Below are 16,813 nucleotides of genomic sequence, written 5' to 3' on the forward strand. Positions count from 1 at the left end.
AACCTAACTGCATACCCTATATGTTTCAGGTACTGCGGTATTTTTTGCTTTATTACCTTAATTATTTGGGGGAATGAGCAAGTGTTAGGTTGTCGGTCTTTTCTGGGGTAATGACATGGCGTCGTTTTTAAAATCAAAGATGAATAACACTGGGGTTACAAGATAATGACAAAAAAACAGCCGCCATTAGCGGCGCTGCCAATATCTGTTGAGCAATTAACACGTTTACAGACGGCCGTTGATGATTTTTCATCCCATCAACTCGCATGGCTTTCTGGTTATTTGTGGGGAATAGTAAATCAGAATACGCAAGTTGATGCATCTGTCAGTGCGCCTGTGGTTACCCAAGATACGGTCACAATCATCTCTGCATCACAGACAGGAAATGCACGCCGCCTATCAGAGCAGCTTAGAGAGCGTTTAGTCGGTGAAAAAATTAGTGTGAATTTAGTAAATGCAGGGGATTATAAATTCAAACAAATTAACCAAGAGAAAGTGTTAGTTGTTGTAGCCTCAACGCAGGGTGAAGGGGAGCCAGCTGAAGAAGCGGTTGCATTATACAAATATCTTCATTCTAAAAAAGCGCCAAATTTATCACAAACCAGTTATGCGGTTTTTGCGCTGGGGGATTCATCTTACGAAAAATTCTGTCAAGCAGGTAAAGATTTCGATTCACAGCTTGCATCATTAGGGGCGACGTCATTAACCGAGCGAATTGATGCGGATGTTGAATACCAAGGGATTGCGGATGAGTGGGTTGAAAGCCTTACTCAGATTTTAAAAGCTCGCGTTCCTGCTCAAAGTGATAGCCAATTATTGGCAACTCAAACAGGAAGTGTGAATGAAATTCATTCATCACCTTATAGTAAAACTGCGCCATTAACTGCGTCACTTCTTAGCAATCAAAAAATAACCAGTCGAGACTCGCAAAAAGATGTTCGCCATATTGAAATTGATCTCGGTGACTCTGGCTTACGTTATCAACCAGGTGATGCGCTAGGTATTTGGTTCGATAATGACCCTGCTTTAGTTGATGAGCTGGTGGCTTTGTTGTGGTTGCAAGGTGACGAAGAAGTCTTTATTGGTTCACAGCGCCATTCACTACGCGATGCGCTAATTTATCAATTAGAACTGACACAAAATACCCCAGTAATTGTTGAAAAATATGCTCAGTTGTCAAAAGATGATGCGTTGTTGTCATTGATTAGCGATAAAGCCGCTATTTTGCACTACGCACAAAATACGCCAATCGTCGATATGGTACGCCAAGCGGCATCTCAGCCTACTGCCCAAGAATTTGTTGACCTACTGCGTCCGCTAACCCCTCGTTTGTACTCGATTTCTTCTTCCCAATCTGAGGTAGAAAATGAAGTTCATGCAACGGTTGGGGTTGTCCGCTATGAGATTGATGGTAAGGCACGTACTGGTGGTGCATCAGGTTTCTTAGCTGACCGCTTAAATGAGGATGATGAACTTCGCATATTCATTGAGCACAATGATAACTTTCGACTGCCACAAGACCCAAATACGCCTGTGATCATGATTGGCCCTGGTACAGGGATAGCGCCATTTCGTGCTTTCTTACAGCAGCGTGACAATGACGGTGCGACAGGGAAAAACTGGTTATTTTTTGGTAACCCACATTTTGTTGACGACTTTCTCTACCAAGTGGAATGGCAGCGCTATGTCAAAGACGGTTTATTAACCCATATTTCATTAGCGTGGTCTCGCGACCAGCAAGAAAAAATTTACGTACAAGATAAACTTCGCGAACAAGGTGAAGAAGTTTGGCAATGGTTACAAGAAGGTGCGCACATCTATGTGTGTGGTGATGCAAACCGCATGGCCAAAGATGTTGAACAGGCATTATTAGATATCGTCAGTCAATATGGGAACATGGACAGTGAAGAGGCTGATGAATTTTTAAGTGAGCTGCGCGTAATGCGCCGTTATCAGAGGGATGTTTATTAATGAGCAATGAACAACAACAAAAGCCCTTAATTGTCGAAGGTAAACTCGCAGACAGTGAACGCATGAAGCAAGACAGTAATTACTTGCGTGGAACCATTAAGGATGACTTAAAAAATGGGTTAACGGGGGGATTTGAGGGTGATAATTTCCTGTTGATTCGCTTTCACGGTATGTACCAACAAGATGACCGTGATATTCGTGCCGAGCGAGCGGAACAAAAACTCGAGCCTCGCCATGCAATGATGCTACGTTGTCGTTTGCCGGGCGGCATTATTACACCCAAGCAATGGCTTGATATTGATAAGTTTGCCACAGAGCACACGCTGTATGGCAGTGTGCGCATTACGAATCGGCAAACATTTCAGTTCCATGGCATCTTAAAAGGGGATGTAAAGCCTGCCCATCAAATGTTAAGTCACGTTGGTTTAGATGCCCTTGCAACGGCGAATGACGTTAACCGTAACGTGTTATGTACCTCTAACCCCGTGCAATCTGAATTGCACCAACAAGCTTATGAATGGGCAAAGAAAATATCTGAACATTTATTACCGCGCACTAGTGCTTACGCGGAAATTTGGTTAGATAAAGAAAAAATAGTGACAACGGATGAAGAGCCAATTTTAGGGCAAACTTATTTGCCACGAAAATTTAAAACCTCAGTCGTGATCCCACCACTAAATGATGTGGATTTGCATGCAAATGATATGAACTTTGTTGCGATAGCCCAAAATGGTGAGTTGATCGGTTTTAACGTGCTGGTGGGCGGTGGCCTTGCTATGACTCATGGTGATACGGCGACATTTCCTCGCTTAGCCAGTGAGTTTGGGTTTATTCCATTAGAGAAAACGTTAGCCATTGCAGAAGCGATAGTGACTACCCAACGGGATTGGGGAAATCGTACTGAACGTAAAAATGCGAAAACCAAATATACCCTTGAGCGAGTGGGAGTTGATACTTTCAAAGCTGAAGTCGAAAGGCGCTCAGGCGTAGTTTTCGAACCTATTCGCCCATATGAATTTACTGAACGCGGTGACAAGATTGGCTGGCTTAAAGGCATTGATAACCGTTGGCACCTAACATTGTTTATTGAAAATGGTCGATTAATTGATTTAGAAAATAAACCATTAAAAACCGGCGTGGCTGAAATTGCACGTATTCACCAAGGGGACTTTCGTTTAACGGCAAACCAAAACTTAATTGTTGCGGGTGTGCCCGAAAGTGAAAAAGCGGAAATTGAAGCGATTGCCAGATCTCATGGGTTAATGAGTGATGACATTACGGCACAACGTGAAAATTCCATGGCGTGTGTATCATTTCCAACTTGCCCGCTCGCGATGGCCGAAGCAGAACGTTTTTTACCTGAATTTATTAGTCAAGTGGAAAGTATCATGGCCGCCCATCAAGTTGCCAATGAACATATCGTTTTGCGGGTAACGGGTTGCCCTAATGGCTGTGGGCGAGCCATGCTGGCAGAGGTTGGACTGGTCGGTAAAGCGATGGATAGATATAACTTACACTTAGGCGGGAACCGCATTGGTACTCGTATTCCACGTATGTACCGTGAAAATATCACTAGTACAGAGATTTTAGCTATTTTGGATGAGTTAATCGGTGATTGGGCGAAAAACCGTCTACCTAATGAAGGATTTGGCGATTTTGTTATTCGCACCAATGTTGTTAAGCCCGTATTGAATTCTGCTGTTGATTTTTATGAGGTTAAGGAGGCAGTATGAGCCGACTTGAACTAGCAGCACTCATCGAACTCGATAAGCCCCAACAAATCGCTTATCTCGCTGAGTTTAATTCCCAGTTAGAAGCAATGAATGCATTACAGCGGGTTGAGTGGGCAGTTGAATACTTACCGACTGAGTTTGTGTTGTCTTCCAGTTTTGGTATCCAAGCGGCACTGACATTGCATATGGTGACGCAAATTGTGCCTAATATCCCGGTTATTTTAACGGATACTGGTTATTTGTTCCCAGAAACCTATCAGTTTATTGAAGTGTTAACAGATAAGCTGAATTTAAATTTGCAGGTGTATCGAGCCAAACAGTCACCGGCTTGGCAAGAAGCGCTGTATGGTCAACTTTGGACACAAGGGCTTGATGGTATTGAGCGTTATAACCAATTGAATAAAGTTGAGCCGATGGAGCGCGCGTTACATGAATTACAAGCACAAACCTGGTTTTCTGGTTTACGGCGAGAACAATCAGCAAGCCGTGCAAATTTGTCTGTACTAGGTATCGGGAAAGGGATTTTTAAAGTTTTACCAGTGATTGATTGGAATAATAAGCAAGTTTATGAATATCTAACAAAATATGATTTACCCTACCATCCGTTGTGGGAACAAGGGTATTTATCGGTTGGCGATACCCATACAACTCGCAAATGGGAAGAGGGTATGAATGAAGAAGATACGCGTTTTTTTGGTTTAAAGAGGGAGTGCGGGCTTCATGAAAACTAAATATTCGTCATAATTCAATCTGCAGCGTTGTTGGCTACGTGCACTCGCACTAGTCACATACTGGTGTATGCTCCTAGCGACTCATTTACTTGCCGCCTAGCTGCAACTTGAATTATTTAGAATATTGATTAGGTCATAATTCAATCTGCAGTGTTGTTGGCTACGCGCTATTCGAATAATTTAGAGTGTTGATTAGTCATGTTTCACGTTATGACTTGAGTTTAAAATATAAATAATTACGAATTTAATAAAATATTTGTTTAATTACAAAGGGATACTTTTTATTAAAAATAAGTATCTCTTATTTTTCCCTTATTTTTAATTTTCTTATAAATATTATAAGTTTGCGTTAAGTTTTGTGTTTTTTTTCGATATTAGCGGGTTTTGATGGCTTTTATACAAATTTTGGGGCTTATGCTTTTCAGTTACAAGAAAGAGCTTTTTGTCATTTCAAACCTATTACGTGAAGCCATATAGTCAATTGTCTATTTCTTATAATAAGTTTATATAACGATGGGTGAGCAAGATGGATTATTTACCATTATTTGTCGATGTCCGCACGCGAAAGGTCGTGTTAATTGGCGGCGGTGTGGTCGCAGCACGAAAAGCAGAATTGCTAATAAAAGCACAAGCTGACTTAGTGGTCATCTCACCGACGTTATGTACACAGTTACAAGCTGAACACCAACAAAATAAATTTGTTTGGTTAGCTGAAAATTACCAATCCATTCATTTAGATGATGCTTTTTTAGTTATCGCAGCAACAGATGATGCATTACTGAATGAAACGGTTTTCTATGACGCCAATGAACGAAAAATATTTGTTAACGTGGTTGATGACCAACCATTATGTTCATTTATTGTGCCTTCTATTATCGAACGCTCGCCAGTGATTGTGGCGATCTCTTCAGGGGGGGCTGCGCCTGTATTAGCACGTTTACTCAGAGAAAAATTGGAAACGATGTTGCCAACTTCTTTGGGAAAAATGGCGGAAATAGCTGGCCGCTGGCGTCATAAAGTCAAAGAAACACTTACTAATATGCGTGAAAGAAAACGTTTTTGGGAAAAAAGTTTCAGTGGTCGTTTTGCCTCTTTAGTAGAAAAAGGGCAATTCAGTGAAGCGGAACAACAATTGGAACGTCAATTGTATGAGCCTGATAACCATGGCGAATTAATCTTAGTCGGTGCTGGGCCGGGTGATGCGGGGCTACTCACGTTAAAAGGGTTGCGAGTTTTACAAAGTGCAGAAGTGGTTTTGTATGACCATCTGGTGAGTGAGGAAATCCTCGAGTTAGTTCGCCGCGACGCTGACAAGATTTGTGTTGGGAAACGCGCAGGAAATCACAGTGTTTCCCAAGAAGAAACCAATGCTTTAATCGTGAAATTTGCTCAACAAGGTAAAAAAGTGGTGCGCCTTAAAGGTGGTGATCCTTTTGTTTTCGGGCGAGGAGGGGAAGAGCTACAAGTGGCGGCGCAAGCGGGGATCCCATTTCAAGTGGTTCCGGGTGTGACTGCAGCAATTGGTGCAGCCGCTTACGCAGGAGTTCCGCTGACTCACCGCGAACATTCACAAAGCATTACGTTTATTACGGGTCATTGCCGTGAAAATGGGATGGAACTTGATTGGCAGGCACTTGCTCGAGGAAACCAAACCTTAGCTATCTATATGGGGACCGTGAAGGCCGCGAAAATCAGCGAACAATTGATTCAATTTGGCCGTGCTGAAAATACCCCTGTAGCGGTTATCGGCTGTGGTACAAGGCGTGAACAAAAAGTAGTAACCGGAAAACTCGATGAACTTGAAGTATTAGCACAGCAGGCACCTGCTCCTGCTTTGATAGTGGTTGGTGAAGTCGCTGCATTACACCAACAACTCGCATGGTTTGGTTCTCAAACTGAAGATATAAGATGGCGCAGTGCCGTATTGGAACTGGCTTAAGTAAGGGGCTATCGTGAACGACAAAAAATTGACTCATTTACAGCAGTTAGAGGCAGAAAGTATTCATATCATTCGTGAAGTTGCCGCCGAATTTGCTAACCCAGTCATGCTGTACTCTATTGGTAAAGATTCTTCCGTGATGCTGCATTTAGCACGCAAGGCATTTTATCCGGGAAAACTACCATTTCCTCTTTTACATGTTGATACAGGCTGGAAATTTCGTGAAATGTACGAGTTTCGCGATGCAACTGCAGAAAAATACGGCTTTGAGCTACTTGTTTATCGTAATCCTGAAGGGGAAAAATTAGGGATTAACCCGTTTGTGCACGGCAGCGCTAAGCACACAGATATTATGAAAACCGAGGGCTTAAAGCAGGCTTTAGATAAGTACGGTTTTGATGCTGCATTTGGTGGTGCTCGTCGTGATGAAGAGAAATCACGTGCCAAAGAACGGATCTACTCTTTCCGTGACCGATCTCATCGTTGGGATCCTAAAAACCAACGGCCTGAGTTGTGGCATAACTATAATGGACAGATCAATAAAGGGGAAAGTATTCGTGTTTTCCCGTTATCAAATTGGACTGAGCTCGATATCTGGCAATATATCTATTTGGAAAATATCGATATTGTTCCCCTGTATTTTGCAAAAGAGCGGCCGGTTATTCAGCGGGACGGCACTTTGTTAATGGTGGATGATAACCGTATCGACTTACAAGCTGGTGAAGTCATTAGTCAGCAAAAAGTGCGTTTTAGAACATTAGGTTGTTGGCCACTGACCGGAGCTGTGCCATCAGAAGCACAAACGCTGCCTGAGATTATAGAAGAAATGTTGATTTCCACAACGAGTGAGCGGCAGGGGCGGCTGATTGATAGCGACCAATCCGCTTCTATGGAGTTGAAAAAGCGCCAAGGTTATTTTTAGTGGGCAAGGTGAATACGCAAAGTCAGGAGAAAAATCATGGCACAAGCCGTTTATAATGAATCAATCGCTCATCAAATCGAACAGCAAGGTGGGGTAGAACCTTACTTATTGGCGCAGCAACAAAAAGGATTATTGCGTTTTTTAACCTGTGGGAATGTGGATGATGGTAAAAGTACCTTAATCGGCCGTTTACTGCATGATACTCGCCAAATTTACCAAGACCAACTGTCAACTTTGCAAAGTGATAGTAAGCGGATAGGGACTCAAGGGGAAAAACTTGACCTTGCTCTGCTGGTGGATGGCCTTGCTGCTGAACGTGAGCAGGGGATCACCATCGATGTGGCTTATCGTTATTTTTCAACAGAAAAGCGCAAATTTATTATTGCGGACACCCCCGGCCATGAGCAATATACGCGCAATATGGCGACAGGGGCATCAACTTGCTCACTTTCTATTTTGTTGATCGATGCTCGAAAAGGGGTACAGGAACAAACGCGTCGCCATAGTTTTATTAGTACATTGCTTGGGATCCGCCATCTTATTGTTGCCGTCAATAAAATGGATCTGGTGGATTACAGTGAAGCCATTTTTGAAAAAATAAAGCAGGATTACCAAAAGTTTGCAATGGAGTTGCCTGTGGATTTAACGGTCTGGTTTGTACCGATCTCAGCCCTAGATGGCGATAATATTGTAAATGCTAGCGATAATTTTAAGTGGTATCAAGGTGATACGCTATTATCGATATTAGAAAATGTTCAAGTGGAACAAAAAGCTTCGGAGCAAGCTTTGCGTTTCCCTGTGCAATATGTGAACCGCCCAAATTTAGACTTTCGCGGATACAGCGGGACATTATCAGCAGGGATCGTGGAAGTGGGTCAAAAGGTCAAAGTGTTGCCATCAGGCGCCACTTCAGCAATTAAAGAAATTGTGACTTTTTCAGGGGAACAAGATTTTGCTATACCGGGGGAAGCGATTACATTAGTACTTGAGGATGAAATTGATATTAGTCGTGGCGACTTAATTGTTGCACAAGATGAAACCTTACAAAGCACACAGCATGCCTCTGTCGATGTCGTGTGGATGTCTGAACAGCCATTAGTTCAAGGCCAACAACTTGATATTAAAATTGCGGGAAAACGCAGTCGAGCAAAAGTAGAAAATATTCAATACCAAGTTGATATCAATAATTTAACCCAGAAAGTAGCGACAGAGCTGCCATTGAATGGGATTGGTTTAGTCGAGTTTTCCTTTGATGAGCCATTGTTACTGGAAAACTACCAACGCAATGCAGACACTGGTGGAATGATTTTTATTGATAGGCTCACAAATGTGACGGTTGGCGCGGGTTTAGTCCGCGAAACACAAGCCCCTGTTTTTGATCAACCCAGTGATTTTAGTGAATTTGAAATTGAGCTAAACAAATTAGTCCGCCGCCATTTCCCACATTGGGGTGCACGTGATGTTTTAGGTGGGAAATAATACGGATGACAAAAGAAAACCATATTATTTGGCACCAACACGCGGTAACTCGCCAATTACGTGAAAGTAATAATGGCCATAAAGGAGCTGTGTTGTGGTTCACCGGGTTATCGGGTTCTGGGAAATCAACATTAGCAGGGGCAATAGAGAACCAACTTACGTCCATGGGAATGAAAACCTATTTGTTGGATGGCGATAATATTCGCCATGGTTTATGCCGAGATTTAGGATTTAGTGAGGCTGATAGACAAGAAAATATCCGTCGAGTGGGAGAGGTGGCTAAGTTAATGGTCGATGCGGGGTTAATTGTTGCGACTGCCTTTATCTCACCTTTCCAATCGGATAGACAGAAAGTTCGTGACTTGTTTGAACCCGAGCAATTTTTTGAGTTGTATGTGGATACCCCCGTAAATGTTTGTGAACAGAGAGACCCAAAGGGGTTATATCAACAAGCACGAGAAGGGAAAATAAAACAATTTACTGGGATTGATTCCCCTTATGAAGTACCACAACATCCTGAGCTGCATCTGGATGGTCAACAACCTATTTCGGATTCTCTTTCCCAAATCATTGCGCTTTTATTGCGCAATCATGTCATTCAGCTAGATTATTAATACAGCTAAAATACCTCCTTTATTTTATTCGATGGTAAAATAAGGCGGTATTTTGCGTATTCAAACCCGACTTAATCTGACTTTTTAGCACAATTTTAGTATCACAGTAGCGTCAATCGTTGAGTTATGGGATGATTAGCAAATCATTTCAGGGGGCAAGATGGGTAAATTAACGCTACTATTAATTGCGATATTAGCTTGGTTACAGTATTCCTTATGGTTAGGCAAAAATGGCATACATGACTACGTACAAGTCAAAGATGATGTCGCCGCTCAGGAAATTGTAAATTCGCGCTTAAAAATGCGTAATGAACAGCTATTCGCTGAAATCAACGACTTAAATGATGGCCAAGATGCGATTGAAGAACGAGCCCGAACAGAGCTTGGGATGATCAAACCTGGAGAGTCATTTTATCGAATGGTTAAAGAAAGTAATAACCAGAAATAGACACAATAATATGATGTCAAAATAGTATACCCATTAGCCTGATAATTTCTGATGTAAGAATTCAACAATGACAAATCCAAACCATGCCCCACAAAATAATCTTCCGCGAATTGTTGCACTGATTCCTGCTGCTGGGGTAGGTAGCCGTATGAATGCTGAGTGCCCAAAACAATACTTGCAGGTTGCAGGTAAAACAATCATTGAGCACACCATCAGTGCATTGCTAGAAAATGATAAAGTGCAAGAAATTGTGGTTGCGTTGAGTGCGGAAGATGATTATTTTCAACAACTTGAAATTTCTAATGACCCTCGAGTGACGACGGTTATTGGTGGCAAAGAACGCGCCGATTCAGTATTAGCGGGACTGGATTTTTTAATTGCTAATCCCCAATTTTCAGATTGCTGGGTATTAGTGCACGATGCAGCGCGTCCCTGCCTTCATCAATCAGATTTAAATGAAATTATTCAATTAGCAGCGGAACAAAATTGTTGTGGTGGGATCCTCGCTGCCCCAGTGCGTGATACCATGAAACGTAGTTCAACAGCCAACCAATTAATTGACCATACCGTTGAACGTGAAGCGTTATGGCATGCGCTTACACCACAATTTTTTCCGTTAATATTATTACGGGATTGTCTAAGTAAAGCCTTGAAAGAAAACGCAGTGATCACCGATGAAGCTTCTGCGCTAGAATATTGCGGCCACCAACCTGTGTTAGTTGCTGGCCGTGCTGATAATTTAAAAGTGACGCGCCCAGAAGACCTCACTTTAGCGGAATTTTATCTTTCAAGAATGAACAACTAAGGAAAAAAAATGAGAATCGGACACGGTTTTGACGTACACAAATTTGGTGGCGAAGGCCCTATCATCATTGGTGGCGTGCGTATCCCTTATGAACAAGGTTTGCTCGCGCATTCTGACGGTGATGTGGTCTTACACGCGTTAACCGATGCAATTCTCGGCGCTGCTGCATTAGGGGATATTGGTAAATTGTTCCCTGATACTGACCCAGCATATAAAGGGGCGGATAGCCGAGTCTTATTGAGAGACGCGTTTTGCCATGTGCGTGCCAAAGGGTATCGCATTGGTAACATTGATATTACCATCATGGCACAGGCACCAAAAATGTTGCCACATATCGCGCAAATGCGTGTGAATATTGCCGAAGACCTTGAGTGCCACATGGATGATGTCAATGCGAAAGCGACCACAACCGAGCAATTAGGTTTTGTGGGGCGTAAAGAAGGCATTGCCTGTGCTGCAGTTGTTCTTTTAATAAAAGATAATAGTAATGAAAGTAATGAATGTTCAGTACCTGCATGGTAAGCCATTGTCTTCTGGCACATTAAAAAGTGTCCCAGAAGATTTTATCGTCAAAGAAGATTTAGGCTTTGAGCTAGATGGCGAAGGCGAACATGTTATGGTTCGTGTGGAAAAAACAGGCTGCAATACGGTGTTTGTTGCTGAACAACTAGCAAAATTTGCTAAAATTTCAGCGAGAGCGGTCAGTTACGCAGGTTTAAAAGATAGGCATGCAGTAACGGAGCAGTGGTTTTGCCTGCAAATGCCAGGTAAAGAAACACCTGTTTTTTCGACTTGGCAACTCGAATGCTGCCGAATACTGGCTGTCACTCGGCAAAAACGCAAATTACGTATTGGTTCCTTGAAAGGAAACCAGTTCGAAATAACCTTGCGTGATATTTCAGATGCAAAAGACGTTGAGCAACGTTTACAGAAAGTTGCATTATCAGGGGTGCCTAATTACTTCGGTGAACAACGTTTTGGGCGCGATGGGCAAAATTTAACGCAAGCGTTGCGTTGGGCAAATCAAGAAATCAATGTACGTGAACGCAACAAGCGTAGTTTTTATCTTTCTGCTGCACGTAGTGCAATGTTTAATCATGTGGCAAGTGAACGTATTGCAAATAATACCGCTCAACACGTAATGTTGGGTGATGCGTTGCAATTAACCGGCAGAGGAAGTTGGTTTGTCGCGACACAAGATGAATTTGCTACATTGCAACCTCGCTTGGAGTCCAATGAATTAAGTATTACTGCGCCATTACCAGGTGATGGGGAATTGGGTACTCAGGATGAAGCTCAGGCATTTGAAACTCAGTGTTTAGTGGATTACCAACCCTTTATCTCTTTAATGCAGCGCGAACGAGTTTCTTCAGCTAGAAGGGCGATAGTTGTTAAGCCACAAGACTTACAGTGGGAATGGTTGGATGACTCGACGGTAAAACTGAATTTTTTCTTAAACTCGGGTTGTTTTGCAACCAGTGTTGTGAGAGAAATTATTAATCAAAATGGGCAGGATAATGTCGATGCTAAAGATTTTATTGAGTAATGACGACGGGGTAAATGCGCCGGGAATTCAAACTCTTGCGGCTGCGCTACGCCAATATTATCATGTTCAAGTGATTGCGCCTGACCGCAATCGGAGTGGGGCTTCGAACGCATTAACATTAGATAAACCACTTAAAATTCAGACGCTAAGTAATGGTGACCTTGCTGTACAAGAAGGCACACCGACAGATTGCGTCTATATTGGGGTGAATAAAGTGGTACGTCCACGCCCTGATATTGTTGTATCTGGTATCAACTGTGGCCCTAATTTAGGGGATGATGTTATTTACTCAGGCACGGTTGCAGCGGCAACGGAAGGCCGCCACTTAGGTTTACCTTCAATTGCGGTATCGCTAGATGGCGAAACGCATTACGAAAGTGCCGCTAAAGTGACATGCGATATTTTAGCGCTCTTACAGAAGAACCCATTGCGAGCAGGCAATATTTTAAATATAAATGTACCTGATATCCCGTACGAAGAGATTAAGGGTATCAAAGTCACTCGTTGTGGCAGCCGTCACGCCGCCTCTGAGGTGTATAGTTTAGAAGACCCGAAAGGGAATACACTGTATTGGTTAGGGCCTGTTGGTGAAATTCGTGATGCCAGCCCTGGAACGGATTTTGAAGCTGTGCAAAATGGCTATGTTTCCATCACCCCATTACAAGTTGATCTAACCGCTTATAAAGCACATTCATTAGTAGAAGAGTGGCTCGAAAAATCAGGAGTGTCAGTATAATGAAAACAGGGCTCATGAAAGAACTTTTGGCTCAATTACGCCAACAGGGAATTCACGATGAGCGCCTATTAGATGCCATTTCACTCGTTCCTCGGGAACGGTTTGTGGATGAAGCGCTCTCCCATAAAGCCTATGACAATATCCCATTACCTATTGGGCATGGGCAAACTATTTCTCAGCCGTATATTGTTGCTAAAATGACGGCGCTATTGGCTTTAGCTCCGAATGATCACGTTCTTGAGATAGGGACAGGCTCAGGGTATCAAACAGCAGTATTGGCACACTTAGTTAAACATGTTTTTTCTGTTGAGCGGGTGAAGAGCTTGCAATGGGCTGCAAAACGGCGTTTGAAACAGCTTGATTTACATAATGTTTCAACGCGTCATGGAGATGGCTGGGAAGGTTGGCAATCTAAAGGGCCTTTTGATGCCATCATAGTTACTGCGGCACCAACAGAAATACCGGCTCTATTATTAGGGCAATTAAAAGATGGCGGGCGAATGGTTTTACCTGTCGGTGATAAAGAACAAGCATTGAAGCTAATTACTCGACGTGGTAATGATTACCATACTAATGTTATTGAAAAAGTCCGTTTTGTCCCATTGGTTGCCGGTGACCTCCTTTAACCTATTTGTAATGGTATTTAATCAAAGTCTGATTATTTTTATAATCGATTTAAATAAAATATCATTGCAAAGGTTCTATTAACCCAAATAGCAGTAAAACTATTCCAAATATGATATTTTACCCAGCTGAATTTGGGGGAATAGCTTAAAGCGTTAGGTCATACTCTCAAATTGTTATATTTTTAATATATTTAACTTGTTCACTATTTTGTATTTCTGCTTTAATAAGTGAAATATTTTATGATAACTCTATTGCTGACATTGTTTTGAATTGTCGCGTCAGATTTTTCTTCACGGGAGAAGAAGCATGAAAATTGTTAGCCCTATAAGCAGAATTCGATGGGCCGTCATCTTTTCATTTAGCGGAGCGCTATTGGCAGGTTGTTCTACACCGTATCATACAGCGGCACCTATTTCGAGTGTGAATGATAGCCAGTCTAGCCAACAGACGGTGCAAAGGACGACACCGGCCTCGTCACCAAATACGGGTATGAGCACGGCAATGCCGTCGTCTCGTCCAAATTTATCAAGTAATACTAACACTCAGCCTGTCAGCCGTAGTTCAGCGCCGGTAACAACTAATGGTGAAGGGCGCATTGTATACAACCGTGACTATGGCAGTATTCCAAAAGGTAGTTATAGCGGTAATAGTTATACGGTGCAGCGTGGTGACACATTATTCTATATTGCATACTTAACCGGTAATGATTTCCGTGAGTTAGCATCGAGAAACAATATTCCAGAACCTTACAGCCTAAATGTAGGGCAGGTTATTAATATTGGTAACACAAATGTGAACTCGAACACTCAATTAGCGGCAAATTCATCAAATAGTCATCAGCAAGCGGTTGATCTTCGAACAACTAATGAGTATCCTGCAAACAGTGGTGGTCAAACTTCAGGTAAGATGTTGCCTAATAATAAGAAACCTGCAACGCAAGTTTCAACGACAACAACAACCTCGACAGCAACCGCTTCTACCGCAGTCAGCAGTACGAATAATTCGTCAATAAAATGGCGTTGGCCAGCTGAAGGGAAAATGATTGAAGGTTTCTCTGATGCTCAAGGCGGGAACAAAGGGGTAGATATAGCCGGTTCTCGTGGTCAAGCTGTGCTTGCTGCTGCGCCAGGAAAAGTCGTTTACGCAGGTAATGCTTTGCGTGGATACGGAAATCTAATAATTATAAAACATAACGATGACTACCTAAGTGCTTATGCTCACAATGATACATTGCTTGTGCGTGATCAGCAGGACGTCACTGCAGGTCAAAAAATAGCGACTATGGGTAGTACTGGAACCAGTTCAGTTAGATTACACTTTGAAATTCGTTACAAGGGAAAATCAGTAAACCCGTTGCGCTATTTGCCGCAACGATAAACTGGGCAGAGTGCTTTGACATTCTGTCCGCATTATCTAGGGTAGGAGTCACTGATGAGCCAAAGTTCGCTGAAAGTTAACGAGTTATATAATGACCTCGATGAAAGTAATTTAAATGACACTTTTGACGAGAGTCAGTTTAAAGAAGAGGATCTGGTTACTGAGCTAGATGACGAAATGGATTTACTCCAGAACACAAATCAGCGTGTTCTGGATGTCACTCAAATTTATCTTAGTGAAATTGGGTTCTCACCACTCCTTACAGCAGAAGAAGAAGTTTTCTATGCAAGACGTGCATTGCGTGGTGATATTGCATCACGACAGCGTATGATAGAAAGCAACCTTCGTCTCGTTGTAAAAATATCACGTCGTTATAATAATCGAGGCCTTGCATTACTCGATTTGATTGAAGAAGGGAACCTTGGGTTGATTCGCGCAGTTGAAAAGTTTGATCCTGAAAAAGGGTTTCGCTTCTCAACGTATGCAACGTGGTGGATCCGTCAAACGATCGAACGTGCTATCATGAACCAAACTCGAACTATTCGCCTTCCTATTCATATCGTTAAAGAACTCAATATTTACCTTCGTACTGCACGTGAATTAGCCCAAAAGTTGGACCATGAGCCAAGCCCTGAAGAGATCGCTGAGCAGCTAGATAAACCTGTTGAAGATGTCAGTAGGATGTTACGTTTAAATGAACGTATCACATCTGTTGATACACCAATTGCAGGGGACTCAGAGAAATCTTTGCTTGAGGTATTGTCTGATGATAATGATTCAGGTCCAGAAAATACAATTCAAGATAATGACTTAAAAGATAATATTGTTAAGTGGTTATATGAATTGAACCCAAAACAGAGGGAGGTTTTGGCACGACGTTTTGGGCTTTTAGGCTATGAAGCTGAAACTCTGGAAGAAGTTGGCCGTGAAATTGGGTTAACAAGAGAACGTGTTCGCCAGATCCAAGTTGAAGGTTTAAAGCGATTAAAGGATATTTTACATGGTGAGGAGTTGACCCTAGAGTCGCTATTTAATATGTAAGGTGTTAATTAGATAGCTAAAGGCCCCTATAAGCTAATGTTTAAAGGGGCCTTTTATTTATAAGTAATAAAGAATGAACTTAGTTAATGGGGAGTCCACTATGAAATTTAAAATCATCATCAGGTGTCGAAATTAATTCTGCTTCAATAGTACCAAAATAATTAACTCGCTCAGTAATATCTTGTTTGCTAATTAATTGCGCTAAGTGTAAATAATCTTGATAGTGGCGAGCTTCTGAGCGTAATAACGAAATATAAAAATTTGCCAGCTGTTCATCAAGAAATGGGGCTAGTTTAGCAAAGCGCTCACAAGAACGTGCTTCGATATAAGCACCAATAATTAGTTTATCAACTAAGGTTTTTGGATCGTGAGGGTCGATATGACTTAACAGCCCTTTTGCATAACGGCCTGCAGTGATGCCATCGTATGGAATATTACGTTCATGCATAATCTCTAAAACTTGGTAAAAATGATGAAGTTCTTCTTTGATCAGCAAGACCATTTTATCAATTAAATCTTGGCTATAAGGTGATTGTTTTTTCGCCAATATTTGTTTAGAAACCTGATTTTTGTTTCTTAATGTATGGATGTCACCAACCCTATCATAAGCAAATGATTCATAAGGTTTAAACCATTCAAGTAGCACTGCAGCACTGTCTTTATCGACAGCATACTTGCGAATTAAAAACATCGCACTTTGTGCGGCCTTTAACTCGCATAATAAATGGTCTTTTAAGATAATGGGCAAGTTTTCAGGCAAACTCGCTTTTTTTACCCACAAATCAGGCGTTTCACATTGTAGAAACTGGCGAATTGGCGCAAGTAACTGTGAGTATTCATCCAT

16 protein-coding genes are annotated in these 16,813 nt (G+C 42.0%); 15 read left to right on the forward strand and 1 reads right to left on the reverse strand.

Annotation, left to right across the window (positions count from 1 at the left end; translation table 11 throughout):
- Window positions 1-165: 165 nt before the first annotated feature.
- From cysJ to rpoS, 15 genes are all read left to right on the forward strand, one after another.
- The gene (gene cysJ, locus P3L44_RS04740) at window positions 166-1,971 is read left to right on the forward strand and encodes an NADPH-dependent assimilatory sulfite reductase flavoprotein subunit (RefSeq protein ID WP_140172975.1); all 1,806 of its coding nucleotides are present in this window, start codon (window positions 166-168) and stop codon (window positions 1,969-1,971) included.
- Window positions 1,971-3,704 carry an assimilatory sulfite reductase (NADPH) hemoprotein subunit gene (gene cysI, locus P3L44_RS04745; protein WP_272662014.1) on the forward strand — a complete coding sequence of 578 codons (1,734 nt, stop codon included), beginning with the start codon at window positions 1,971-1,973 and terminating at the stop codon, window positions 3,702-3,704. The genes cysJ and cysI overlap by 1 nt, the downstream gene beginning before the upstream one ends.
- Window positions 3,701-4,435: a phosphoadenosine phosphosulfate reductase gene (gene cysH / locus P3L44_RS04750; RefSeq protein ID WP_094960911.1), complete on the forward strand. Its 735-nt coding sequence runs from the start codon at window positions 3,701-3,703 to the stop codon at window positions 4,433-4,435. The genes cysI and cysH overlap by 4 nt, the downstream gene beginning before the upstream one ends.
- A 526-nt stretch (window positions 4,436-4,961) precedes the next feature.
- Window positions 4,962-6,374, forward strand: coding sequence for a siroheme synthase CysG (cysG, locus tag P3L44_RS04755; RefSeq protein ID WP_272662015.1), 1,413 nt, complete (start codon window positions 4,962-4,964; stop codon window positions 6,372-6,374).
- 13 nt (window positions 6,375-6,387) lie between these two features.
- The gene (gene cysD, locus P3L44_RS04760; RefSeq protein WP_110592298.1) at window positions 6,388-7,296 is read left to right on the forward strand and encodes a sulfate adenylyltransferase subunit CysD; all 909 of its coding nucleotides are present in this window, start codon (window positions 6,388-6,390) and stop codon (window positions 7,294-7,296) included.
- 36 nt (window positions 7,297-7,332) lie between these two features.
- Complete coding sequence (gene cysN / locus P3L44_RS04765; protein ID WP_272662016.1) at window positions 7,333-8,775, forward strand: sulfate adenylyltransferase subunit CysN; 1,443 nt, start codon at window positions 7,333-7,335, stop codon at window positions 8,773-8,775.
- A gap of 5 nt (window positions 8,776-8,780) precedes the next feature.
- On the forward strand, window positions 8,781-9,389 hold the full coding sequence (gene cysC / locus P3L44_RS04770) for an adenylyl-sulfate kinase (protein ID WP_096865142.1): 609 nt from the start codon (window positions 8,781-8,783) through the stop codon (window positions 9,387-9,389).
- Window positions 9,390-9,549: 160 nt separating this feature from the next.
- Entirely contained in the window at window positions 9,550-9,837 is a 288-nt protein-coding gene (gene ftsB / locus P3L44_RS04775) for a cell division protein FtsB (RefSeq protein ID WP_004260736.1), read from the forward strand.
- 67 nt (window positions 9,838-9,904) lie between these two features.
- A complete protein-coding gene (ispD, locus tag P3L44_RS04780) occupies window positions 9,905-10,642 on the forward strand; it encodes a 2-C-methyl-D-erythritol 4-phosphate cytidylyltransferase (RefSeq protein WP_004913881.1) in 738 nt (245 codons plus the stop codon).
- Between the two features lie 9 nt (window positions 10,643-10,651).
- Complete coding sequence (gene ispF / locus P3L44_RS04785; RefSeq protein WP_004260732.1) at window positions 10,652-11,164, forward strand: 2-C-methyl-D-erythritol 2,4-cyclodiphosphate synthase; 513 nt, start codon at window positions 10,652-10,654, stop codon at window positions 11,162-11,164.
- A complete protein-coding gene (gene truD, locus P3L44_RS04790) occupies window positions 11,130-12,188 on the forward strand; it encodes a tRNA pseudouridine(13) synthase TruD (protein WP_272662017.1) in 1,059 nt (352 codons plus the stop codon). The genes ispF and truD overlap by 35 nt, the downstream gene beginning before the upstream one ends.
- A complete protein-coding gene (gene surE, locus P3L44_RS04795) occupies window positions 12,166-12,924 on the forward strand; it encodes a 5'/3'-nucleotidase SurE (protein WP_140172970.1) in 759 nt (252 codons plus the stop codon). The genes truD and surE overlap by 23 nt, the downstream gene beginning before the upstream one ends.
- A complete protein-coding gene (locus P3L44_RS04800) occupies window positions 12,924-13,550 on the forward strand; it encodes a protein-L-isoaspartate(D-aspartate) O-methyltransferase (RefSeq protein WP_004260727.1) in 627 nt (208 codons plus the stop codon). Before surE ends, P3L44_RS04800 begins: the two co-directional genes overlap by 1 nt.
- Before the next feature lie 307 nt (window positions 13,551-13,857).
- Window positions 13,858-14,928: a murein hydrolase activator NlpD gene (nlpD, locus tag P3L44_RS04805; protein WP_094960916.1), complete on the forward strand. Its 1,071-nt coding sequence runs from the start codon at window positions 13,858-13,860 to the stop codon at window positions 14,926-14,928.
- Window positions 14,929-14,982: 54 nt separating this feature from the next.
- Entirely contained in the window at window positions 14,983-15,969 is a 987-nt protein-coding gene (gene rpoS, locus P3L44_RS04810; RefSeq protein ID WP_200129275.1) for an RNA polymerase sigma factor RpoS, read from the forward strand.
- Between the two features lie 79 nt (window positions 15,970-16,048).
- On the opposite strand, the gene miaE is transcribed toward rpoS, so the two are convergent.
- Complete coding sequence (gene miaE / locus P3L44_RS04815) at window positions 16,049-16,813, reverse strand: tRNA isopentenyl-2-thiomethyl-A-37 hydroxylase MiaE (RefSeq protein WP_140172969.1); 765 nt, start codon at window positions 16,811-16,813, stop codon at window positions 16,049-16,051.

This window comes from Providencia sp. PROV175, assembly GCF_032707045.1.
In the GTDB taxonomy this organism is placed as follows: Bacteria; Pseudomonadota; Gammaproteobacteria; order Enterobacterales; family Enterobacteriaceae; genus Providencia; species Providencia hangzhouensis.